The 15744-nt window shown below is 42.7% G+C and carries 17 protein-coding genes; 8 read left to right on the top strand and 9 right to left on the bottom strand.

What is annotated here, in order from left to right:
• Positions 1 to 50: 50 nt before the first annotated feature.
• From CRO04_RS14655 to ulaG, 5 genes are all read right to left on the bottom strand, one after another.
• Entirely contained in the window at positions 51 to 812 is a 762-nt protein-coding gene (locus CRO04_RS14655) for a DeoR/GlpR family DNA-binding transcription regulator (protein WP_097005003.1), read from the bottom strand.
• 97 nt (positions 813 to 909) lie between these two features.
• Entirely contained in the window at positions 910 to 1212 is a 303-nt protein-coding gene (locus CRO04_RS14650; protein ID WP_207654452.1) for a PTS sugar transporter subunit IIB, read from the bottom strand.
• Between the two features lie 17 nt (positions 1213 to 1229).
• A complete protein-coding gene (locus tag CRO04_RS14645) occupies positions 1230 to 2708 on the bottom strand; it encodes a PTS ascorbate transporter subunit IIC (RefSeq protein ID WP_097005002.1) in 1479 nt (492 codons plus the stop codon).
• Between the two features lie 18 nt (positions 2709 to 2726).
• Positions 2727 to 3185 (bottom strand): PTS sugar transporter subunit IIA, encoded by a 459-nt coding sequence (locus tag CRO04_RS14640; RefSeq protein WP_242974506.1) that lies wholly within the window; start codon positions 3183 to 3185, stop codon positions 2727 to 2729.
• A gap of 20 nt (positions 3186 to 3205) precedes the next feature.
• Positions 3206 to 4309 (bottom strand): L-ascorbate 6-phosphate lactonase, encoded by a 1104-nt coding sequence (gene ulaG / locus CRO04_RS14635; RefSeq protein WP_097005001.1) that lies wholly within the window; start codon positions 4307 to 4309, stop codon positions 3206 to 3208.
• Between the two features lie 235 nt (positions 4310 to 4544).
• Between ulaG and CRO04_RS14630 the strand changes: the two genes are divergently transcribed.
• Together CRO04_RS14630 and CRO04_RS14625 are read left to right on the top strand one after the other, a co-directional pair.
• Complete coding sequence (locus CRO04_RS14630; RefSeq protein WP_097005000.1) at positions 4545 to 5540, top strand: SPL family radical SAM protein; 996 nt, start codon at positions 4545 to 4547, stop codon at positions 5538 to 5540.
• Positions 5541 to 5633: 93 nt separating this feature from the next.
• Entirely contained in the window at positions 5634 to 6395 is a 762-nt protein-coding gene (locus CRO04_RS14625; RefSeq protein ID WP_097004999.1) for a prolipoprotein diacylglyceryl transferase, read from the top strand.
• 25 nt (positions 6396 to 6420) lie between these two features.
• Here the strand turns inward: CRO04_RS14625 and CRO04_RS14620 are convergent, their stop codons facing one another.
• From CRO04_RS14620 to CRO04_RS14605, 4 genes are all read right to left on the bottom strand, one after another.
• Complete coding sequence (locus CRO04_RS14620; RefSeq protein ID WP_097004998.1) at positions 6421 to 7419, bottom strand: LacI family DNA-binding transcriptional regulator; 999 nt, start codon at positions 7417 to 7419, stop codon at positions 6421 to 6423.
• Between the two features lie 148 nt (positions 7420 to 7567).
• On the bottom strand, positions 7568 to 8878 hold the full coding sequence (locus CRO04_RS14615; protein WP_097004997.1) for an Nramp family divalent metal transporter: 1311 nt from the start codon (positions 8876 to 8878) through the stop codon (positions 7568 to 7570).
• Positions 8879 to 8960: 82 nt separating this feature from the next.
• Entirely contained in the window at positions 8961 to 9911 is a 951-nt protein-coding gene (locus CRO04_RS14610) for a dihydrodipicolinate synthase family protein (RefSeq protein WP_097004996.1), read from the bottom strand.
• A gap of 212 nt (positions 9912 to 10123) precedes the next feature.
• Positions 10124 to 11038, bottom strand: coding sequence for a LysR family transcriptional regulator (locus CRO04_RS14605; protein ID WP_097004995.1), 915 nt, complete (start codon positions 11036 to 11038; stop codon positions 10124 to 10126).
• Positions 11039 to 11182: 144 nt separating this feature from the next.
• Here CRO04_RS14605 and CRO04_RS14600 point away from each other — a divergent pair, with 144 nt between their 5' ends.
• The 6 genes from CRO04_RS14600 (at position 11183) to CRO04_RS14575 (ending at position 15712) form a co-directional block, all read left to right on the top strand.
• A complete protein-coding gene (locus CRO04_RS14600; RefSeq protein WP_097004994.1) occupies positions 11183 to 11710 on the top strand; it encodes a hypothetical protein in 528 nt (175 codons plus the stop codon).
• Complete coding sequence (locus CRO04_RS14595) at positions 11703 to 12269, top strand: chromate transporter (RefSeq protein WP_097004993.1); 567 nt, start codon at positions 11703 to 11705, stop codon at positions 12267 to 12269. Before CRO04_RS14600 ends, CRO04_RS14595 begins: the two co-directional genes overlap by 8 nt.
• Positions 12266 to 12835 (top strand): chromate transporter, encoded by a 570-nt coding sequence (locus CRO04_RS14590; protein WP_097004992.1) that lies wholly within the window; start codon positions 12266 to 12268, stop codon positions 12833 to 12835. Before CRO04_RS14595 ends, CRO04_RS14590 begins: the two co-directional genes overlap by 4 nt.
• Before the next feature lie 258 nt (positions 12836 to 13093).
• Positions 13094 to 13825 carry a cache domain-containing protein gene (locus CRO04_RS14585; RefSeq protein WP_097004991.1) on the top strand — a complete coding sequence of 244 codons (732 nt, stop codon included), beginning with the start codon at positions 13094 to 13096 and terminating at the stop codon, positions 13823 to 13825.
• The gene (locus CRO04_RS14580) at positions 13816 to 15234 is read left to right on the top strand and encodes a methyl-accepting chemotaxis protein (RefSeq protein ID WP_097004990.1); all 1419 of its coding nucleotides are present in this window, start codon (positions 13816 to 13818) and stop codon (positions 15232 to 15234) included. Before CRO04_RS14585 ends, CRO04_RS14580 begins: the two co-directional genes overlap by 10 nt.
• Before the next feature lie 88 nt (positions 15235 to 15322).
• Entirely contained in the window at positions 15323 to 15712 is a 390-nt protein-coding gene (locus tag CRO04_RS14575) for a DUF6483 family protein (protein WP_097004989.1), read from the top strand.
• Positions 15713 to 15744 lie beyond the last annotated feature (32 nt).

The following is a 15744-nucleotide window of genomic DNA, read 5'->3' as shown; positions in this document are numbered from 1 at the left end:
AAACGATGCAATCAACATGGAAGCCCGGGCATTGTTCCACTATGATTGATTCATAAATCCGACCGGCGGACCACAAAAACTTCCACCCCTTTTTCCCTGATTAAATCCAAAGCTTCCAAAGGTGCTTTTTCATCGGTAATCAGATATTTAATTTTTTCAATAGGACAGCTTACAAAGCTGCTGTTTTTTCCGATCTTTGTATGATCAGCCAGGACGTACACATCCTGAGTTGCATGACCAACCATCATTTCGTTGATGCTGACCTCATTAAAAATCTCCGTTGTCATGCCGTTTTCCCCGCTGATTCCGGAGCAGCCAATGAATGCTTTTTTTGCATAAATTGTCTGTAAATTTCTAAGCGCAAAATCCCCAACCATAGCCTCTTTGGGATAGCGCAGTTCACCGCCTGTCAGCACCACGTTGACTTCCTGGGAATGCTCACAGTGAATGGCTTTTCCGTTATTCGTTATGACGGTTACATTGGAACAGGTAATGTGTTCCAGTATTTTTAATGCATTGCTGCTGGTATTGATGAAAAGTGTATCATTATCTGATACAAATTCAGCAGCAAATTCAGCAATCAGTCTCCTGTATAAGGATACTTCATCTGCGGGGCTGTTGGAAGCGACGGCTCCCCCGTGGGTTCGTACCAGAAGTTTCTTATCTTCCAGATACTGCAGATCTCTGCGTATAGTGATAAGAGAAACCTCTAACGCTTCCGCCAGTTCATCCACCCGCACTCTGGGATTTTTCTCCATGATTTCCAAAATGCGGTTCCTTCTGTTTTCAACACAAGCTCTGTCCTTTTTCATTTTTTTCCCTCTCAACTTATAAAGATATGATTCTTTATCCTCATTATAGCCTGTTCAGATGCCTGTGTCACTTCTTTTATGTTCGTTTTGATTGAAATTAAAGAATTCCATTTTCCTTCATTTTTTGTTCCATCTCCTGGGGAGACATGATATTTCTCAGACCAATCACCAGGGTTCCTTTTTCTCTGGCACTCTGAAACATGCCGGCGAAGTTCTGTGCGCAAAAGACAACATCATACTGGGCAGCTGCAGTTTTCCCTTCCGATAAGGCGCAGTGATGAACCTTTAACGGCTTGATTCCCGCCTTATCCAGTACCTTCTGCATTGTCATTTTCATCATAAGACTGGAGCCGGCCCCATTGGCACAGCATACCATAAAACTCATATTTACTTTTGACATAACCATTCTCCTGACTTTTATTTAATTCCCTTTAATTCCTTATAAGCTTCATAATTTTCTGTAATTAAGAAATAACCTTTTTTGTCCCTGCGGTACTGGATCTGGGGAATTGCAAGTAAAACAGCTACTACGATCACCACTCCGGCATAACTTAAGAACTTCATGACTGCTGTCATGACCGGCCATACAACCGCCCAGTCCCACATGCCTAAATATCCGCCGTAAGCTGCCATGCCGACCCAGCCTGCGATAATTGCAGATCCGAATACCTGGCAGATACCGGAAAAGAACGGTAAAATAAGGGCTGCCTTGATTCCGCCTTTTTCGTTGGCAAATACAGCAATGGTTGCATTATCAAAGAATACAGGAACGAAACCGCAGATAACAAGCACAGGGCTCTTTAATAAAATCAGTGCCACAATAGCAAGAATCTGACCTGCAAAGCCTGCAAGGAAACCAAGGGGGACGGCATTGGCAGATCCAAACCCGAATACAACTGCACAGTCAACGCCAGGAAGGGAGCCGGGAAGGAGTTTATCTGCGATACCCTGGAAGGATGCAGTCAGTTCGGTAACAAAAGTCCGAACGCCCAATTGAAGGATTGCCAGGTAAACAGAGAAGTAAAGACAGGTCTGAATCACATAAAAGAACATGCTGGCTCCTTCCTTCATGAACTTTTGTTCCACCAGATAGTCTTTCCCCAGTATGCAGAGGATGGCTCCGAAAAAAACAATCATCAAAATGGAGGTACATACCATGTTTTCATTAAAGACAGACATGAAACCAGGAAGCTCGATCTCGTCAATCTTTCTCACTTCTTTCCCGTTCTTCTTTTTGCCAAACAGTTTCTCTGCCAGCCAGGTATTAATTGCAATTCCAAACATCTGCTGATGAGCCAGACAAAAGCCTGCGCCATCGGTCAGTTCCTGACAGGGCTTAATGGTAAGATTTGATCCAACCGCCCAGTATGCTCCCAGTATCAGTGCCATCACTACCAGAAGGGCAGCATTGTTGTTTAATAAAAACGGACAGGCAAAGAGGATCAGCCAGTAAGCAGTGGCTGCCTGCTGTACCTGAACATGGCCTGTGGTAAACAGTGCTCTTAACTTTGTCACCCTGCTGAAGCGAACCAGGAGGATGTTTACGATAAATGCGATTAAAAGTAAAATCATGGCATTGCCGAATACCTTGCCGAACACCTCTTCTACACCTGCTGTTACCGCATTCTGTCCAAAGTAGGGATCTATGACCATGGCATTCATATTGAAACGGTCTTTTAAGCCTACAAGTACCGGGCGGAAATTGCTGACCAGACCGCCGGAACCAACGGTCAGGATTAAGTATCCCACGATCGCTTTAATCACTCCTGCAAGAACATCATACCAGGGCTTTCCTAGCAGCACATATCCGATCATAACGATCAGACCAATCATAAACGCCGGCTGCTGTAATACATTAACTGCAAAATACGACCACATTTTTAATAAAATATCCATAAGAAACCCTCCCCATTCTCAATCCAGATACCGGCTCTGGATTCTTAACAAGTCCTCCGGTGTATTAGCACCTAAAAGTGCTTCCACCGCCCCTTCATTCATCAGCAATTCCGACAGCCTTGACATATTTTCCAGATGCTGTTTCGGATCGCAGGATGCCAGCGTAAAGAATAGTCTGGCATCCTTCTCCTTATCACCTGGTTCAAAGCTGACCGGCTTATTCAGCTTCATGAATCCGATTGCAGTTTTGTGCACCCCGTTTGCACCTTCCTGCGAATGCGGCATAGCTACATTGGGCATGATAATAATATAAGGCCCATACTTCCTGATACATTCAATGATTTCTTCCTTATAACCTGCCTCCACTGTCCCGTCAGCTTCTAAGGTTTCGCAGCTCATCCGGACCGCATCTTCCCAGCTTGCCGCTTCCTCAGCAAATTTATAATGCCCCAGTTCTACAAATTCTCTTAACAGCATGGCTCCCCCTCCCCAATCGCCTACAGGCAGGACCGATATGGTATGTTCTGCGGAGCTTCAAAACAGTCTTCAAAACCTCTGGGGTGATGGTAAGCCTTTTTCTCCCTGTCTGTGGGATAAATGTATTTTCCGCCTACTTCCCAGAAGAATGGGTGGAACCGGTAATCCAGACGGTCCTTTTTCATGTCATAAAGCACCCGTATCTCATTGACATCTGCCATAAAGTTGCTCCACACATCGTAATGAATAGGTATCACCACATCACATTTTAAAGCCTCCGCCATTCTAAGCACATCGCAGGAGGTCATCTTGTCTGCCATCCCCACCGGATTTTCGCCGTAGGAGCCAAAAGCGACATCCACCTTATGGTCTTTGCCATGCTTTGCAAAATAAATGGAATAATGGGAATCACCGCTGTGATAGATGTTTCCTCCCGGAGTTTTCAATAAGTAATTGACCGCCTTGTCATCCATATCCACAGGACATACCCCAGTTAGTTCTTCTCTGTCTTCACCTGTAGAATCTGTTGTCACAAGACAGGTTCTGTCAAAGGAATCAAGGACTACGATCTCCACATCTTTAATCTTAATGGTGTCGCCGGGGCGCACCACTTTGCACCGTTCTTTCGGAACTCCCCATTTGATCCAGGTCTCCACTGATTTTAAAGGACCGATAAACGGTACCGGTATTTCATTTCCCTTATCATCGGTTGTCGTCATGCCGCTTTGAATCACGTGAGCTGCATATTCTGCGCTCATATGATCCTGATGGTAATGTGTTGCTAAAACGCCATCCACCTTTCGGATGGCGAATGGATCAATGACAAAGGGCACCGCTCTTAAGTTGGGCTGCATTTTTCTGGCACCGCACATATTGGCCATCTGATGTCCCGCCGCCATCTTACCGTCTCCATGCGTCCGTTTTCCGTTACCGCACCATAAATCGATGGTTAAATTGCATCCGCCAGGGGTTTTAAACCAGATTCCGGTACAGCCTAACCACCACATTGCCACAGTGCCGGGTTTTACTTCCTCGCTTTCAATCTCTTCATTCAGCCAGGTTCCCCACTCCGGAAACGTGCTCATGATCCATGATTCTCTGGTCGTATCGCTCACCTTGCTCATACTGACTTCTCCTTTGATCTTAACGCCTGTTTTTATGTTCGTTTTGTTTCTGTAATGTCATATTAACATGATTGATATGTATTTTCAATATCTATATATGTTCGTTTTCATTTTATATGTTCGTTATCATATTTTTGTAATATCCTACAGATTTTGGTCGTTTTTTTGTGCATATTTACATGGGTTGTCACCTTCCTTTCTCCGCATACTAATTTGGAACAGGAGGTAAATCGGCATGATTCCGGATAAAATTTATTATGAACCAGATTCTCTTAACTATGAATTGGGCGGATTGTTAAAAGAGAAATTCAAAGATATTCCATGGATCCCCATTGAAAGCCATAACAAAATAGATGAACTGCGTACCCGCCCCAACAAGGATTTTCCTTCATTGAAGAGGCTGTTGGTAATAGGGGTCAGAAAAACCCATCACTATGTTCCCAACCACAAGGTATCTGATTTTCTTGTCCCTTATACATCTTCCGGCTGCACTGCCATGTGCCACTACTGTTATCTGGTGTGCAACTATAACAAATGTGCTTATCTGCGCCTGTTTGTAAACCGGGAACAGATGTTGAATAAAATTATCACCCATCAGGCAAAATCAATCCAGGATTATACTTATGAAATCGGAAGCAACAGCGACCTGGTCCTGGAGAACACAATTACCGGCAATTTGTCATGGACCATTGAACAGTTTGGAAAATCCAATAAAGGCTTTTTAACTTTTCCAACCAAATTTAATCAGGTGGACCCTCTTCTGTCTCTGAACCACGGGGGGCGTATCATTATGCGCATGAGCGTAAATCCACAATCCATTATAACCAGGTTTGAACCAGGAACTTCCGGATTAAATGCCAGAATTACCGCGTTAAACAAGATGTGTGACGCCGGTTACCGGGTGGGAATCCTCATAGCACCTGTAATATTAACAGAAGACTGGAAGCAGCTTTATTCTGAACTGATCACAATTCTATCCATGCAGCTAAGTGAAAAGGTTAAAAGAACTGCCCTGATTGAAGTTATTTTTATGACTTACAGCTATGTCCATAATGCCATAAACAGCGAGGCATTTCCGGATGCGGACCAGCTTTATGATAAAGAACTGATGACAGGAAGAGGCAGGGGAAAATACTGTTACAGAAATGATTTAAGAGAAGAAGGCGAACTGTATTTAAGACAGCAGCTGAATGAGAAATTAAAAGAGATGACCATTTTATATATAGTCTGAAAGCAGAAATCTTTCTGCTTCTTTTGCAATGCAGTATAAGATGTGATATAATAATTTCGTTTTTATTCTAAAGATAAAAGAAGGAAGATAACCATGTATAACGATTTGTTCTCTATCGGCCGCTTAACGGTTCACGGATATGGTCTGATGATTGGAATTGGAATTGCTGCCGCATATTTTACTGCCGAATACCGTGCCAGAAAGGCTGGACTTGAACCGGATCATTTATTCTATCTGCTTATTTTAGGAGCCGGAGGCGGTCTGATCTGCGCCAAACTGCTTTATTATATCACTATCTTTGACGATATCAGGAGAAACCCCGGGCTTTTACTTGATATCTCCGCCGGATTTGTGGTATATGGAGGAATTATTGGCGGAATTGCCGCCGGATTTGTTTACTGCAGAATAAAAAAAATCAATGCAATCCGCTATCTGGATCTGGTAGTGCCGTCCATTGCCCTGGCACAGGGCTTTGGCCGAATCGGATGTCTTCTTGCGGGCTGCTGCTATGGACGGGAAACCTCCGGTCCATTCTCCATTACATTCAGCAGGTCCCAGTTTGCTCCTAACGGAATCCCCCTGCTTCCTACGCAGATTGTATCCAGTGTCTTTGATTTCGTTAACTTTTTCGTTCTGCTGATACTGGCACGCAGGAATCCGCCTGCCGGAAGAATCAGTGCTTTCTATCTGATCTTTTACAGCCTGGGACGGTTTGTCATTGAATTTTACAGAGGTGATTTAATAAGAGGATCTGTGGGAAGCTTATCCACCTCCCAGTTTATCTCGCTGTTTGCAGCTCTTGCAGGGTTCATTCTTTTATGGAAATCAGGAAAGGAAAAGAACGAGCTCCAATAATTTATCCATTGGCCCGTTTCTAGGTCTAAGTAGTTTCCCTCTCTATGAGCGAAGCTTCAAATACCTTATGAAACGGGCAGCATTTTTTATCCGGTTTCGATTCGATATCAGAAACAATCATCTTTGTCACCTCTTCTCCCATTTCTTTTGCCGGAACCTCCATGGAAGTCATTGCAGTCTCTAACATCCCTCCGATGGAGTGTCCAGTCAGACTGATGACCTTCATCGCCTCCGGAACTTTGATTCCCCGTTCCTTTAGCGCTCTGATCGCACCAAGCCCCTGCATATCCACAGCCACCATAAGGCCGTCCAGTTCACCCCCCTTCTCTATCAGCTCCAGGATTCCATTATAACCGCTTTTAAAATAATCCCTTTGCGAGTATGCACTACAAGCCACATATTCTTCTGCCGAAAGCTCCCGAATGGCTTTCCGGTATCCCTTGTACCGCTCTTTATAAGGGATTATTTCCATTGATCCATTAATAAACCCAATATGCCTGCATCCCTTACCATACAGGTATTTAACCGCTTCATAACCGCAGGCATAATAATCTGCTACAACACTGTTTAGTAAGCTGTCCTGATTTCTTACTATCTGCATCACAGATATTCCGCTGCTTTTTATATCTCTCAAAAGCCTCCCGTTCTGCCCGGTTGCAGCGATTAATATTCCGTCTACCAACCCGTTTCTCAGCCGGTTTAAGCATTCTTCTTCCGCATCCTGCTTGTCTTTTGTGTTGCATATAATGATGCTGTACCCCATTTTTCTTGCCTGCATTTCTATTCCCTGTACCATTTCACCAAATATGGAAAAATTAATTTCAGGGATAACAACACCAATCGTATGTCTTTTTCCCTGCCTTAACCCCTTTGCCAAAAGATTAGGCTTATAGCTTAACTGTTCTACTGCATCATAAATTTTTTTCTTTGTCTCGGGGTGTACGTATGAAGTATTGTTAAGAGCTCTTGATACCGTGCTTATATCTACATTTGCCAGTCTTGCCACGTCTTTTAATGTTGCCAATATACCATCTCCTTTCCATATATAACCAAATGCCTTACATTCTTTTATACCACACAGAAGATTCTTGTCAACCGGTCAGATTGTTTTGTAATAAAAAGTCTCCAGAGGCATACTGCCCTCCGAAGACTTTTAAATCCGATTCTATAAATCAGGTAAATAATTTCATAATGGAATCAGCGAACTTTGGAATGACTGTTCTAAGAGCTGAAACAGTCAGAACCAGACAAAACAGGTAGCTGATTATCATGCAAATCCCTAATATTTTTGGTTGCTTTACCCCTTTATTCACATCCTTATTCCAGATCAGCATACATACAAAAAATCCTGATACCGGAGTCGCCACAGCTGTCATAATATTGGCAAATAAAATCAGCTGAGTCGGCGATCCATTATAAGAAAAACAGATAACTGCAGCGATTGCAAGCACAACCATAGAGCCTATTTTTATACTCTTGTGTTCCAGATTCGTCGGTTTATCAAAACCTGCATTAAATAAAACAACCGTACGGTGGGTGTTTCCCAATAGTGAGGAGAATGCAGACGCAAGAAGCGCAATCCCCATGACGGTAAATGCTGCTTTTCCCAGAAGAGGTACCATCATCTCTCCTAATTCAGCGGGATTTTTAATTACAATTCCTGCCGGATGAAGCACAACGACACCAACCAGCATAACAGCCCCGCTTATGAGGATAACCCCTGCAATATGAGTAATTGAGTCAACCATCATGGCGCCATTAAACAAATCCTCTTTGTCCCATTTCTTTTCTTTCCCAAGGTACGTTCCATATAAACCTGTGGTAACAGATGCACTGGTGCTGATAAACCCAAGAGCAGCTGCAAGGCTTCCTGCAGGGAATGACCAATGAGTGAGGCCGCTTCCAAGCTCTCCCCAGGATGGTCCTCCTGCAGTTACCAGAGTGGCATAGTAAGCAATTATCATACCGGCAATACAGATGGTAATGCCTTTTTCCACTTTGGAATAAACGCCTTTTGTCAGGTAGCAGAATATAGTAACCATAATCATAATGATTGCGCCTATTTTCCAGTTTATACCAAAAATCAGATTCATGCCTGATCCTGACCCTGATATGTTTCCCATTGTGAAAAACATACATGATAAAAAGGAAGCGACTCCTACAAAGGCTGCTGCCCCTCCTCCGTAGTAATACCTGATCGCATGGATAATTGGTTTTCCAGTGAGCAATGCAATCCGATAGTTGGTAAGTAAAAAAGTAACCCCCATAAACAGAATGGGAATAAACAGCCATATTATCCCATATCCATATCTTGCCCCCAGCATAGCTGCAGTTGTGATGGCTCCCGGACCTATTACGATACCGGTAAGAACCAGTCCGGGACCGATTCTTTTCACTAACTCAAGAAACGACAGAGTTTTTACTGCTGAGCTGTCAAACGCTGCATCTGATGATCCTTCTGCTGTACGAATCGTTTCTTCCATAAACTGACCTCCACCTTAAGAGGTTCCGTTTACGATCCCCTATAAACGGAACCAAAACAGTCATCTTCTCCGAGTCAACTCTTTACAGAGTAATTTTAGATGTATAGCCGCTTCCTTTCAGACCCTCTGATACCTGATCTTTCTCTTCTTTTGTCAGTGGAAGCACCGGGCGCCGCATAAGTGCGGAAGAAAAGATACCTCTCTGGAAAAGTGCTTCTTTCATTCTGGCATGGGCTTCTCCTGATGGCTGACCTCCTCCGTAAATTGCTCTGGAGATCGGGAATATCTTGTTATCATATTCATGGATTTTTTTGAAATCTCCTGCCTTGTAAGCTTTGAATGCCTCGGTGATCAATTCCGGAATACATGCCGCAAAACCAATTAATGCGCCATCCATGCCCGGGAATGTCAGAGAAGACATAAGACTTTCATCATGACAGGTAATAAGTGATACGTGTGGTGCTTCTCTGCGCAGAACACGGACATCGTTTTCATATAACGGCGTTACTCTGGTTCCCATCTTAATCGCCTTTACATGATCAATTTCTTTGCACATCTTAACCAACGTTTCAACTGGGTAGAATGCCTTGCTGATCGCAGGGTATAAATGAATAATAATGTCAATGTCCGCACCGTCTGCCACATCTTTTATATAGTTAAAAGGTGCATCTGGATGCATTCCAAAACGCAGCCACATATGAGGAGGCATAAGCAGAATTCCGTCAGCACCTGCCTCTTTTACTTCCTTTGCCATCTCAATGGACTCAGCCGTATTTTCACAGTTGATTCCGGAAATGATGGTCAGTCTGTCTCCTACCTCATCGGCCACTATTTCCACAACTCTTTTTCGTTCCTGTCTGGTTAACCCGGTGATCTCTCCAGTATGTCCATTGCACACAAGACCCTCAATTTCATCAAAGCCGGCAAGCCAGTTGACATATTTTCTGAGTTCTCCCTCATTAATGCTGTAGTCATCGTTCATAGGTACGCAGATTGCAGGGAATATTGTTTTCCAATTTTTTACTTTTGACATTTTTTATCTCCTTTTGATGTAAGAATTTAATCGGTTCAATTTCACATGCATTGCGCGGTGCATATGATTCCATTTCGCAGCCCGGGTGAGCATAATATACAATTTTATTTAGATACAAACGTTTGTATATTGTGAATAAATTATATCACTCAAAAACACCGTTGTAAATATAGCTAATTATTCCTGCAATTTATTGCATATATTAGTGATTTTTAAAAGAGTCCGTTATATTTGGGCAGTGGGTAGTCCAGTTCATAACACCTGCACAGATCAATAAACTCCTGGAATGTCCTCGTTAAAAGCTTGTCTTTATGATGCACAATGTAGAAACATCTTTTAAATTCTATTCCTTCTATCTCCAGCGGGTAAACCAGCTTTTTCTCCAGCGGACCGGATACCATGCGCCTTGGCACTACTGCAATGCCCAATCCATGAATCACTGCATTTACCAGCGCAGTTGTGCTCATCGCCTCCCATATAGGCTTAATGGATATTTCCTCTTTCGCCATTACCTCTTCAAACACCTCCCTGGTTCCGCTCCCATGTTCACGCAAAAGAAATTTCTGACCGCTTAACTCCTCTTTTTTCAGTATCCGACCTGGGTAATAGGGCTGACGGGCCGGAGCGATTACAGCAAGTGAATCCTCCATATAAGGCTCCTCAATCAGGGAACTTTCGCGGACCGGACGTTCCACCAGTGCAAAATCCAGTTCGTTATTTAAAATCTTCTGCTCCAACTGATGGGATGTCCCTATAAACACCTGCACTTCAGCATCCGGATACATGCCAGAAAATGCTTCCACATAGCTTGGCATAAATTGAGAACCAATCGTAATACTTGCACCTGTTCGCAAAACACCGATGGTATCCCAGTTCCTGATCCCTTTTTCCATATCATCTAATAAAGCAAATATACGCTGGGCATATTCTAAAAATTGTCTTCCCGCCTCAGTCAGATACAGCCTTCTGGATATACGGTCAAACAAATTTATTCCATAATATTTTTCCAGCTCCTGGATTGCCACAGAAACTGACGGCTGTGTCATATACAATTTTTTCGCTGCTCTGGTTATACTGTTATTGCATTCACATACAGTCAGGAATATGCGAAGATGTCGGATTGACATGGATATACCTCCTATACATCATAGTTAATTTCATATGTTTTTGATAAAATTATACTATTTTAATTATAAACTGGCAAGTGCTATACTTGTATCAGATAAATTTTCACTTGTTATCAACTCCTAAGTGCACGGAAAGGAATATTTATGAAATATTTAATTAAAACAGGAAAACTTTATCAGATCGACAATGGAAGACCCGGCGCAAAGCTGGCCTGCTTAAAACCACCGTATTATCCCGTAAAGAAAACCATTATTTCCCCTGACGGCAGAATTAAATTATATGCAGATGTTAAAAACTGTCAGGACAGCAAAAGAAACCGGGATCAGCTTTATATCCTTTCTGATTCTCTTAATCAGACCATTTTATCCGGCCGCCCTGTTTACACCAGAAAGTTATTATTACTGGGCGGGATAGCGGCAAATCAAATCAAACTCACCATGGACCACAGACCTTATAATCTATACATGAAGAGCTGTCAGGAATACTGTATCATGGATGAAAACAGCTGGGTTGCGGCCAGACTGGAACACAACCCAAAGGGGGGCGGCTGGCTTGTGGAATCAGACCCGGTATTCACTCCATTTATTTTAATGGGACTATTTATTTTTTGCAGATACTTAGATAAAAACAATGAATTTCTGACGGAAATGGAGAATCACTCAGATGAATAAAAAAAAATTGTGTAAAATATTCTTATCCACATTGTATTTAAGCTCCTTTACCTTTGGCGGAGGCTATGTTATTGTCACTCTGCTTAAGAAGAAGTTTGTTGATGAGCTTCACTGGATAGACCAGAAGGAGATGCTTGACCTGGTAGCCATCGCACAGTCTTCCCCCGGAGCCATTGCTGTCAACGGCGCTGTCGTGGTTGGTTATAAACTGGCTGGAATCCCTGGTATCCTATGCGCAGTCGCCGGAGCCGTGATCCCGCCATTTGTTCTTTTAACCATTATCTCATTTTTTTACAATGCATTTAGAGAAAACCTGTTGATCCAGGCAATGCTAAACGGAATGAAAGCAGGAGTTGGTGCTGTTATTATTTCCGTTGTATACGATATGGGGAGCGATGTGGTAAAAGAGAAAGATCCTATGCTCCTGATCCTGATGGCTGCCTCCTTTCTTGCGGCTTATTATTATCATGTTAACGTTATTTTCATTATTCTTGCTGCCGCACTGGCAGGCACAGGCAAGACAATCTTACGAAAACTTAGAAGCGAGGCAAAATTATGATTTTTATCAGACTATTTTGGGCATTTTTCAAAATCGGAGCGTTCAGCTTCGGAGGGGGCTATGCTGCCATGCCGTTAATTAAGCAGCAGATCATCGTCCAATATCAGTGGCTTACATTGAATGATTTCACAGATTTAATTACCATATCCCAGATGACACCTGGACCTATTGCCATTAATTCTGCCACCTTTGTAGGAAACCAGATTGCCGGGATACCCGGCGCTTTCTTTGCAACTTTGGGCTGTATCCTTCCCTCTTGTTTGTTTGTTACATTCTTATCCTGGGCTTATAACCGGTACCGGAATTTAAGTCTTCTGCAGGATATTCTGGGGAGCCTGCGCCCTGCCGTGGTATCCATGATCGCAGTTGCCGGAATTGATATTCTTCTTCCTGCAATTTTTCCTTCCGGCTCCATCTCGTTTTCGCAGGGTCAATGGAAATTGCGTCCGGTGATCTATTTTATCATTGCTATTTTTCTTCTCCGTAAAAAGAAAGATCCCATTATGGTAATGGTTCTGTGTGGTATTGCTGAGCTGGCAGTTCAGCTTATTGCGCCCGGTGTGTAAAGTCTATTCTTGTGCTTTTGCATGTTCAAATCATGCATTTAAACGTTATAATTATCTTAATATTCAATTCCTTCATAATTGTAGTAACTGTTTTTTTAGATTATCTATTATCAAATTGTCACATTATGTCGAATAATAGTTGATGGTCAGGGAATAGGAAACTTTTATATGGAAAGGAGGGCAATTTAATAAATATAATCAGCTGCATTTATATGCAGTTTATTTTTTCACTATTTATCAATTTGAGGGAGCATTAAGATGAAAAACAAGAAAAAATTTAATTTCAATGATATGAAGCTTGCGGCTAAGACTTCCTTAACCACAGCTGTCATACTGATGATGAGTTTAACCTTATTGATTTCAATCTCCGCAATACTTACCAGCAACGCAATATCCAAAGCAATCAACGGCGAATTTAATGGGATTGCTGCTCAGAATGGTCTCATGGTTCAGTCAATTATCAATGATGCATCTGGTACTGCCAAAGATTTACAAGACTACTTAAACCGTGCATATAATCAGGTAGAAGCTGCCGGTGACTGGAAAAACATCAACCGGAGAAGTAAGCTGTACAATGCCCAGCTGAAAGAAGTCAATTACGAGATTGAGAACTATATTACAAATTCAGCATGGGCAGCGGTGAACAACAACGATTCCTTATACGGTGTTGGCGCGTTCTTTGAACCAGGCCAGTTTGATCCGGCAGTCAAAGATTATTCAGTATATGTTGACCGTGATAATGCAAAAAACAACACGGCTCAGTCTCTTGGGACATACAGTGAATACTCCAATCAGGATTATTACCGTGTTGCAAAAGAAACGAAAGCTCCTTATCTGACAGATCCTTTCGATTACAAGGGTACTATGATGAGCACCATTGCATATCCAATCAATCATGGTGACAAGGTAATCGGCGTGATTCTGGCTGATATTAACGTATCTAATTTTAACAGAATTAAAACTTCTGATGCAAAATATCCATGTATGTAGATATCTATACACAGGGAAATATGATCGCTTACGACAGTAAATCAAGCGATAATATTACCAAAAAGCTGGAAGACTTAATACCTTCATCAGAATATGCTAAGATCGTAAAGATGCAGAAAGCTAAGAAGGAATTCCACGTTACAATGAAAAAAGGGGATGGTACATACGTAATCAGCCACTACTATCCAATCACCTGCGGAACCCAGACATGGTGGGCTTCCAGCAGCCTTAACAGAAATGATCTGTATAAGGATGTAGTAAGAAGCGTGATTGTGATGATCGTGCTGGCTGTTTTATCCCTTATTTTTATTAATACCGTTATTTCTGTCTTTTTACGCCGGACATTAAAACCAATCGATGGAGTTGTCACTGCGGCCCAAAATATTGCTGCAGGGAACTTGGAGGTTGATCTGACAGTAAAAAGCAATGATGAGATCGGACTGCTGTCAAAGACGTTTTCAGATATGGCCAAAAACTTAAAGCTGATTATTCAGGACATTAATTATCTGCTTGGCGAGATGAGCCAGGGCAACTTTAAAGCTATATCCAGCTGCCAGGATCAATATACCGGTGAGTACCGCTATATTTATGAGGCAATGCACAACATCCGCATGAATCTAAGCACCACACTTCTGGAGATTGATGAGGCCTCCGAACAGGTTTCCACTGGTGCTTCCCAGGTGGCAGATGCGTCTCAGGCGCTGAGCCAGGGAGCGACCGAGCAGGCATCTTCCATAGAAGAGCTGTCTGCAACAATTACAGAAATCTCCCAGCGCGTGAAAGAAAACGCGGCAAATGCAGCTGAGGCAAACACCCTTTCACAGGAAGCGGGTGAAGGGATTACCGAAAGCAACCATAAAATGAGCCAAATGACGGAAGCAATGAATGAAATTGCCAATACCTCCAATGAAATCGGCAAAATCATTAAAACCATTGATGATATTGCATTCCAGACGAATATTCTTGCACTCAATGCGGCGGTGGAGGCAGCAAGGGCCGGATCAGCCGGCAAGGGCTTTGCTGTAGTTGCTGATGAAGTAAGAAACCTGGCTGGCAAATCAGCTGAGGCAGCCAAAAACACCACCTCACTGATTGAAAATGCCATCTCAGCAATTGGCAGCGGAACTAAAATAGCAGATGAAACTGCCAGGGCACTGCGTATGGTAGTTCAGAAATCTGAAATTTCCACCGGTAAAATCGCGGAAATTGCGGAAGCTTCTAAAGTACAGGCTGATGCAATAACACAGATCACAACCGGAATTGACCAGATCTCTGCTGTTGTTCAGACGACTTCCGCCACTTCGGAAGAAAGTGCTGCCACCTCAGAAGAGCTGTCTGCACAGGCAGTGAATTTGAAATCTCTGGTAGGTAAATTCCAACTGGTAACTGGTCAGGATACGCAGCATTGATATTCTTTACTTTTATAATCTGTTATGATAAAGTATTTCTTATGTGTGAAGCACAAAATACGATATAGGAGCAGAATAGGAGAATGTTATGCTGACGGATGATTACGCTACCCGGATCAACAACGGAATGGTAAGTACGCTGTTAAAGCTGATTTTTAACATAGAACTGTGGAAAAACGACGACAGGGCTTTTAACAGCCGGGAGATGGAAGAAAAATTTAAGGAACTGAAAAAGCTGATTGAGGACGGATCCATTAATGACGCGGAGAATACTCTGTTAGAGGACCTGGAACCAGAGAATACGGAATATTTAAAACTGGCTTTGATGTTTTATTACACGTTAAATGATAAGGATGGCGAATTCTTAGACAGCCATGATTTTTCCAAATCTGAGATATCAGATGGACTCCGCTATGTAGCAGGTATCTATGGATATGAAAGCATGGCAGAAGCAATGCTTGGAGACAGTGATATGTAATAGCAAAACCCCCGATGTGCATTTATGATGCA

Source organism: Lacrimispora amygdalina (genome assembly GCF_900205965.1).
In the GTDB taxonomy this organism is placed as follows: Bacteria; Bacillota; Clostridia; order Lachnospirales; family Lachnospiraceae; genus Lacrimispora; species Lacrimispora amygdalina_A.
Note: the sequence above shows the minus strand (reverse complement) of the source record. Positions and strands in the feature narration are given on the sequence as shown.

Bases quoted from the DNA above. Each gene is read 5' to 3' on its own strand.
- CRO04_RS14655 (WP_097005003.1), bottom strand. From the start codon at position 812: ATGAAAAAGGACAGAGCTTGTGTTGAAAACAGAAGGAACCGCATTTTG.
- CRO04_RS14650 (WP_207654452.1), bottom strand. From the start codon at position 1,212: ATGTCAAAAGTAAATATGAGTTTTATGGTATGCTGTGCCAATGGGGCC.
- CRO04_RS14645 (WP_097005002.1), bottom strand. From the start codon at position 2,708: ATGGATATTTTATTAAAAATGTGGTCGTATTTTGCAGTTAATGTATTA.
- CRO04_RS14640 (WP_242974506.1), bottom strand. From the start codon at position 3,185: ATGCTGTTAAGAGAATTTGTAGAACTGGGGCATTATAAATTTGCTGAG.
- ulaG (WP_097005001.1), bottom strand. From the start codon at position 4,309: ATGAGCAAGGTGAGCGATACGACCAGAGAATCATGGATCATGAGCACG.
- CRO04_RS14630 (WP_097005000.1), top strand. From the start codon at position 4,545: ATGATTCCGGATAAAATTTATTATGAACCAGATTCTCTTAACTATGAA.
- CRO04_RS14625 (WP_097004999.1), top strand. From the start codon at position 5,634: ATGTATAACGATTTGTTCTCTATCGGCCGCTTAACGGTTCACGGATAT.
- CRO04_RS14615 (WP_097004997.1), bottom strand. From the start codon at position 8,878: ATGGAAGAAACGATTCGTACAGCAGAAGGATCATCAGATGCAGCGTTT.
- CRO04_RS14610 (WP_097004996.1), bottom strand. From the start codon at position 9,911: ATGTCAAAAGTAAAAAATTGGAAAACAATATTCCCTGCAATCTGCGTA.
- CRO04_RS14605 (WP_097004995.1), bottom strand. From the start codon at position 11,038: ATGTCAATCCGACATCTTCGCATATTCCTGACTGTATGTGAATGCAAT.
- CRO04_RS14600 (WP_097004994.1), top strand. From the start codon at position 11,183: ATGAAATATTTAATTAAAACAGGAAAACTTTATCAGATCGACAATGGA.
- CRO04_RS14595 (WP_097004993.1), top strand. From the start codon at position 11,703: ATGAATAAAAAAAAATTGTGTAAAATATTCTTATCCACATTGTATTTA.
- CRO04_RS14590 (WP_097004992.1), top strand. From the start codon at position 12,266: ATGATTTTTATCAGACTATTTTGGGCATTTTTCAAAATCGGAGCGTTC.
- CRO04_RS14585 (WP_097004991.1), top strand. From the start codon at position 13,094: ATGAAAAACAAGAAAAAATTTAATTTCAATGATATGAAGCTTGCGGCT.
- CRO04_RS14580 (WP_097004990.1), top strand. From the start codon at position 13,816: ATGTATGTAGATATCTATACACAGGGAAATATGATCGCTTACGACAGT.
- CRO04_RS14575 (WP_097004989.1), top strand. From the start codon at position 15,323: ATGCTGACGGATGATTACGCTACCCGGATCAACAACGGAATGGTAAGT.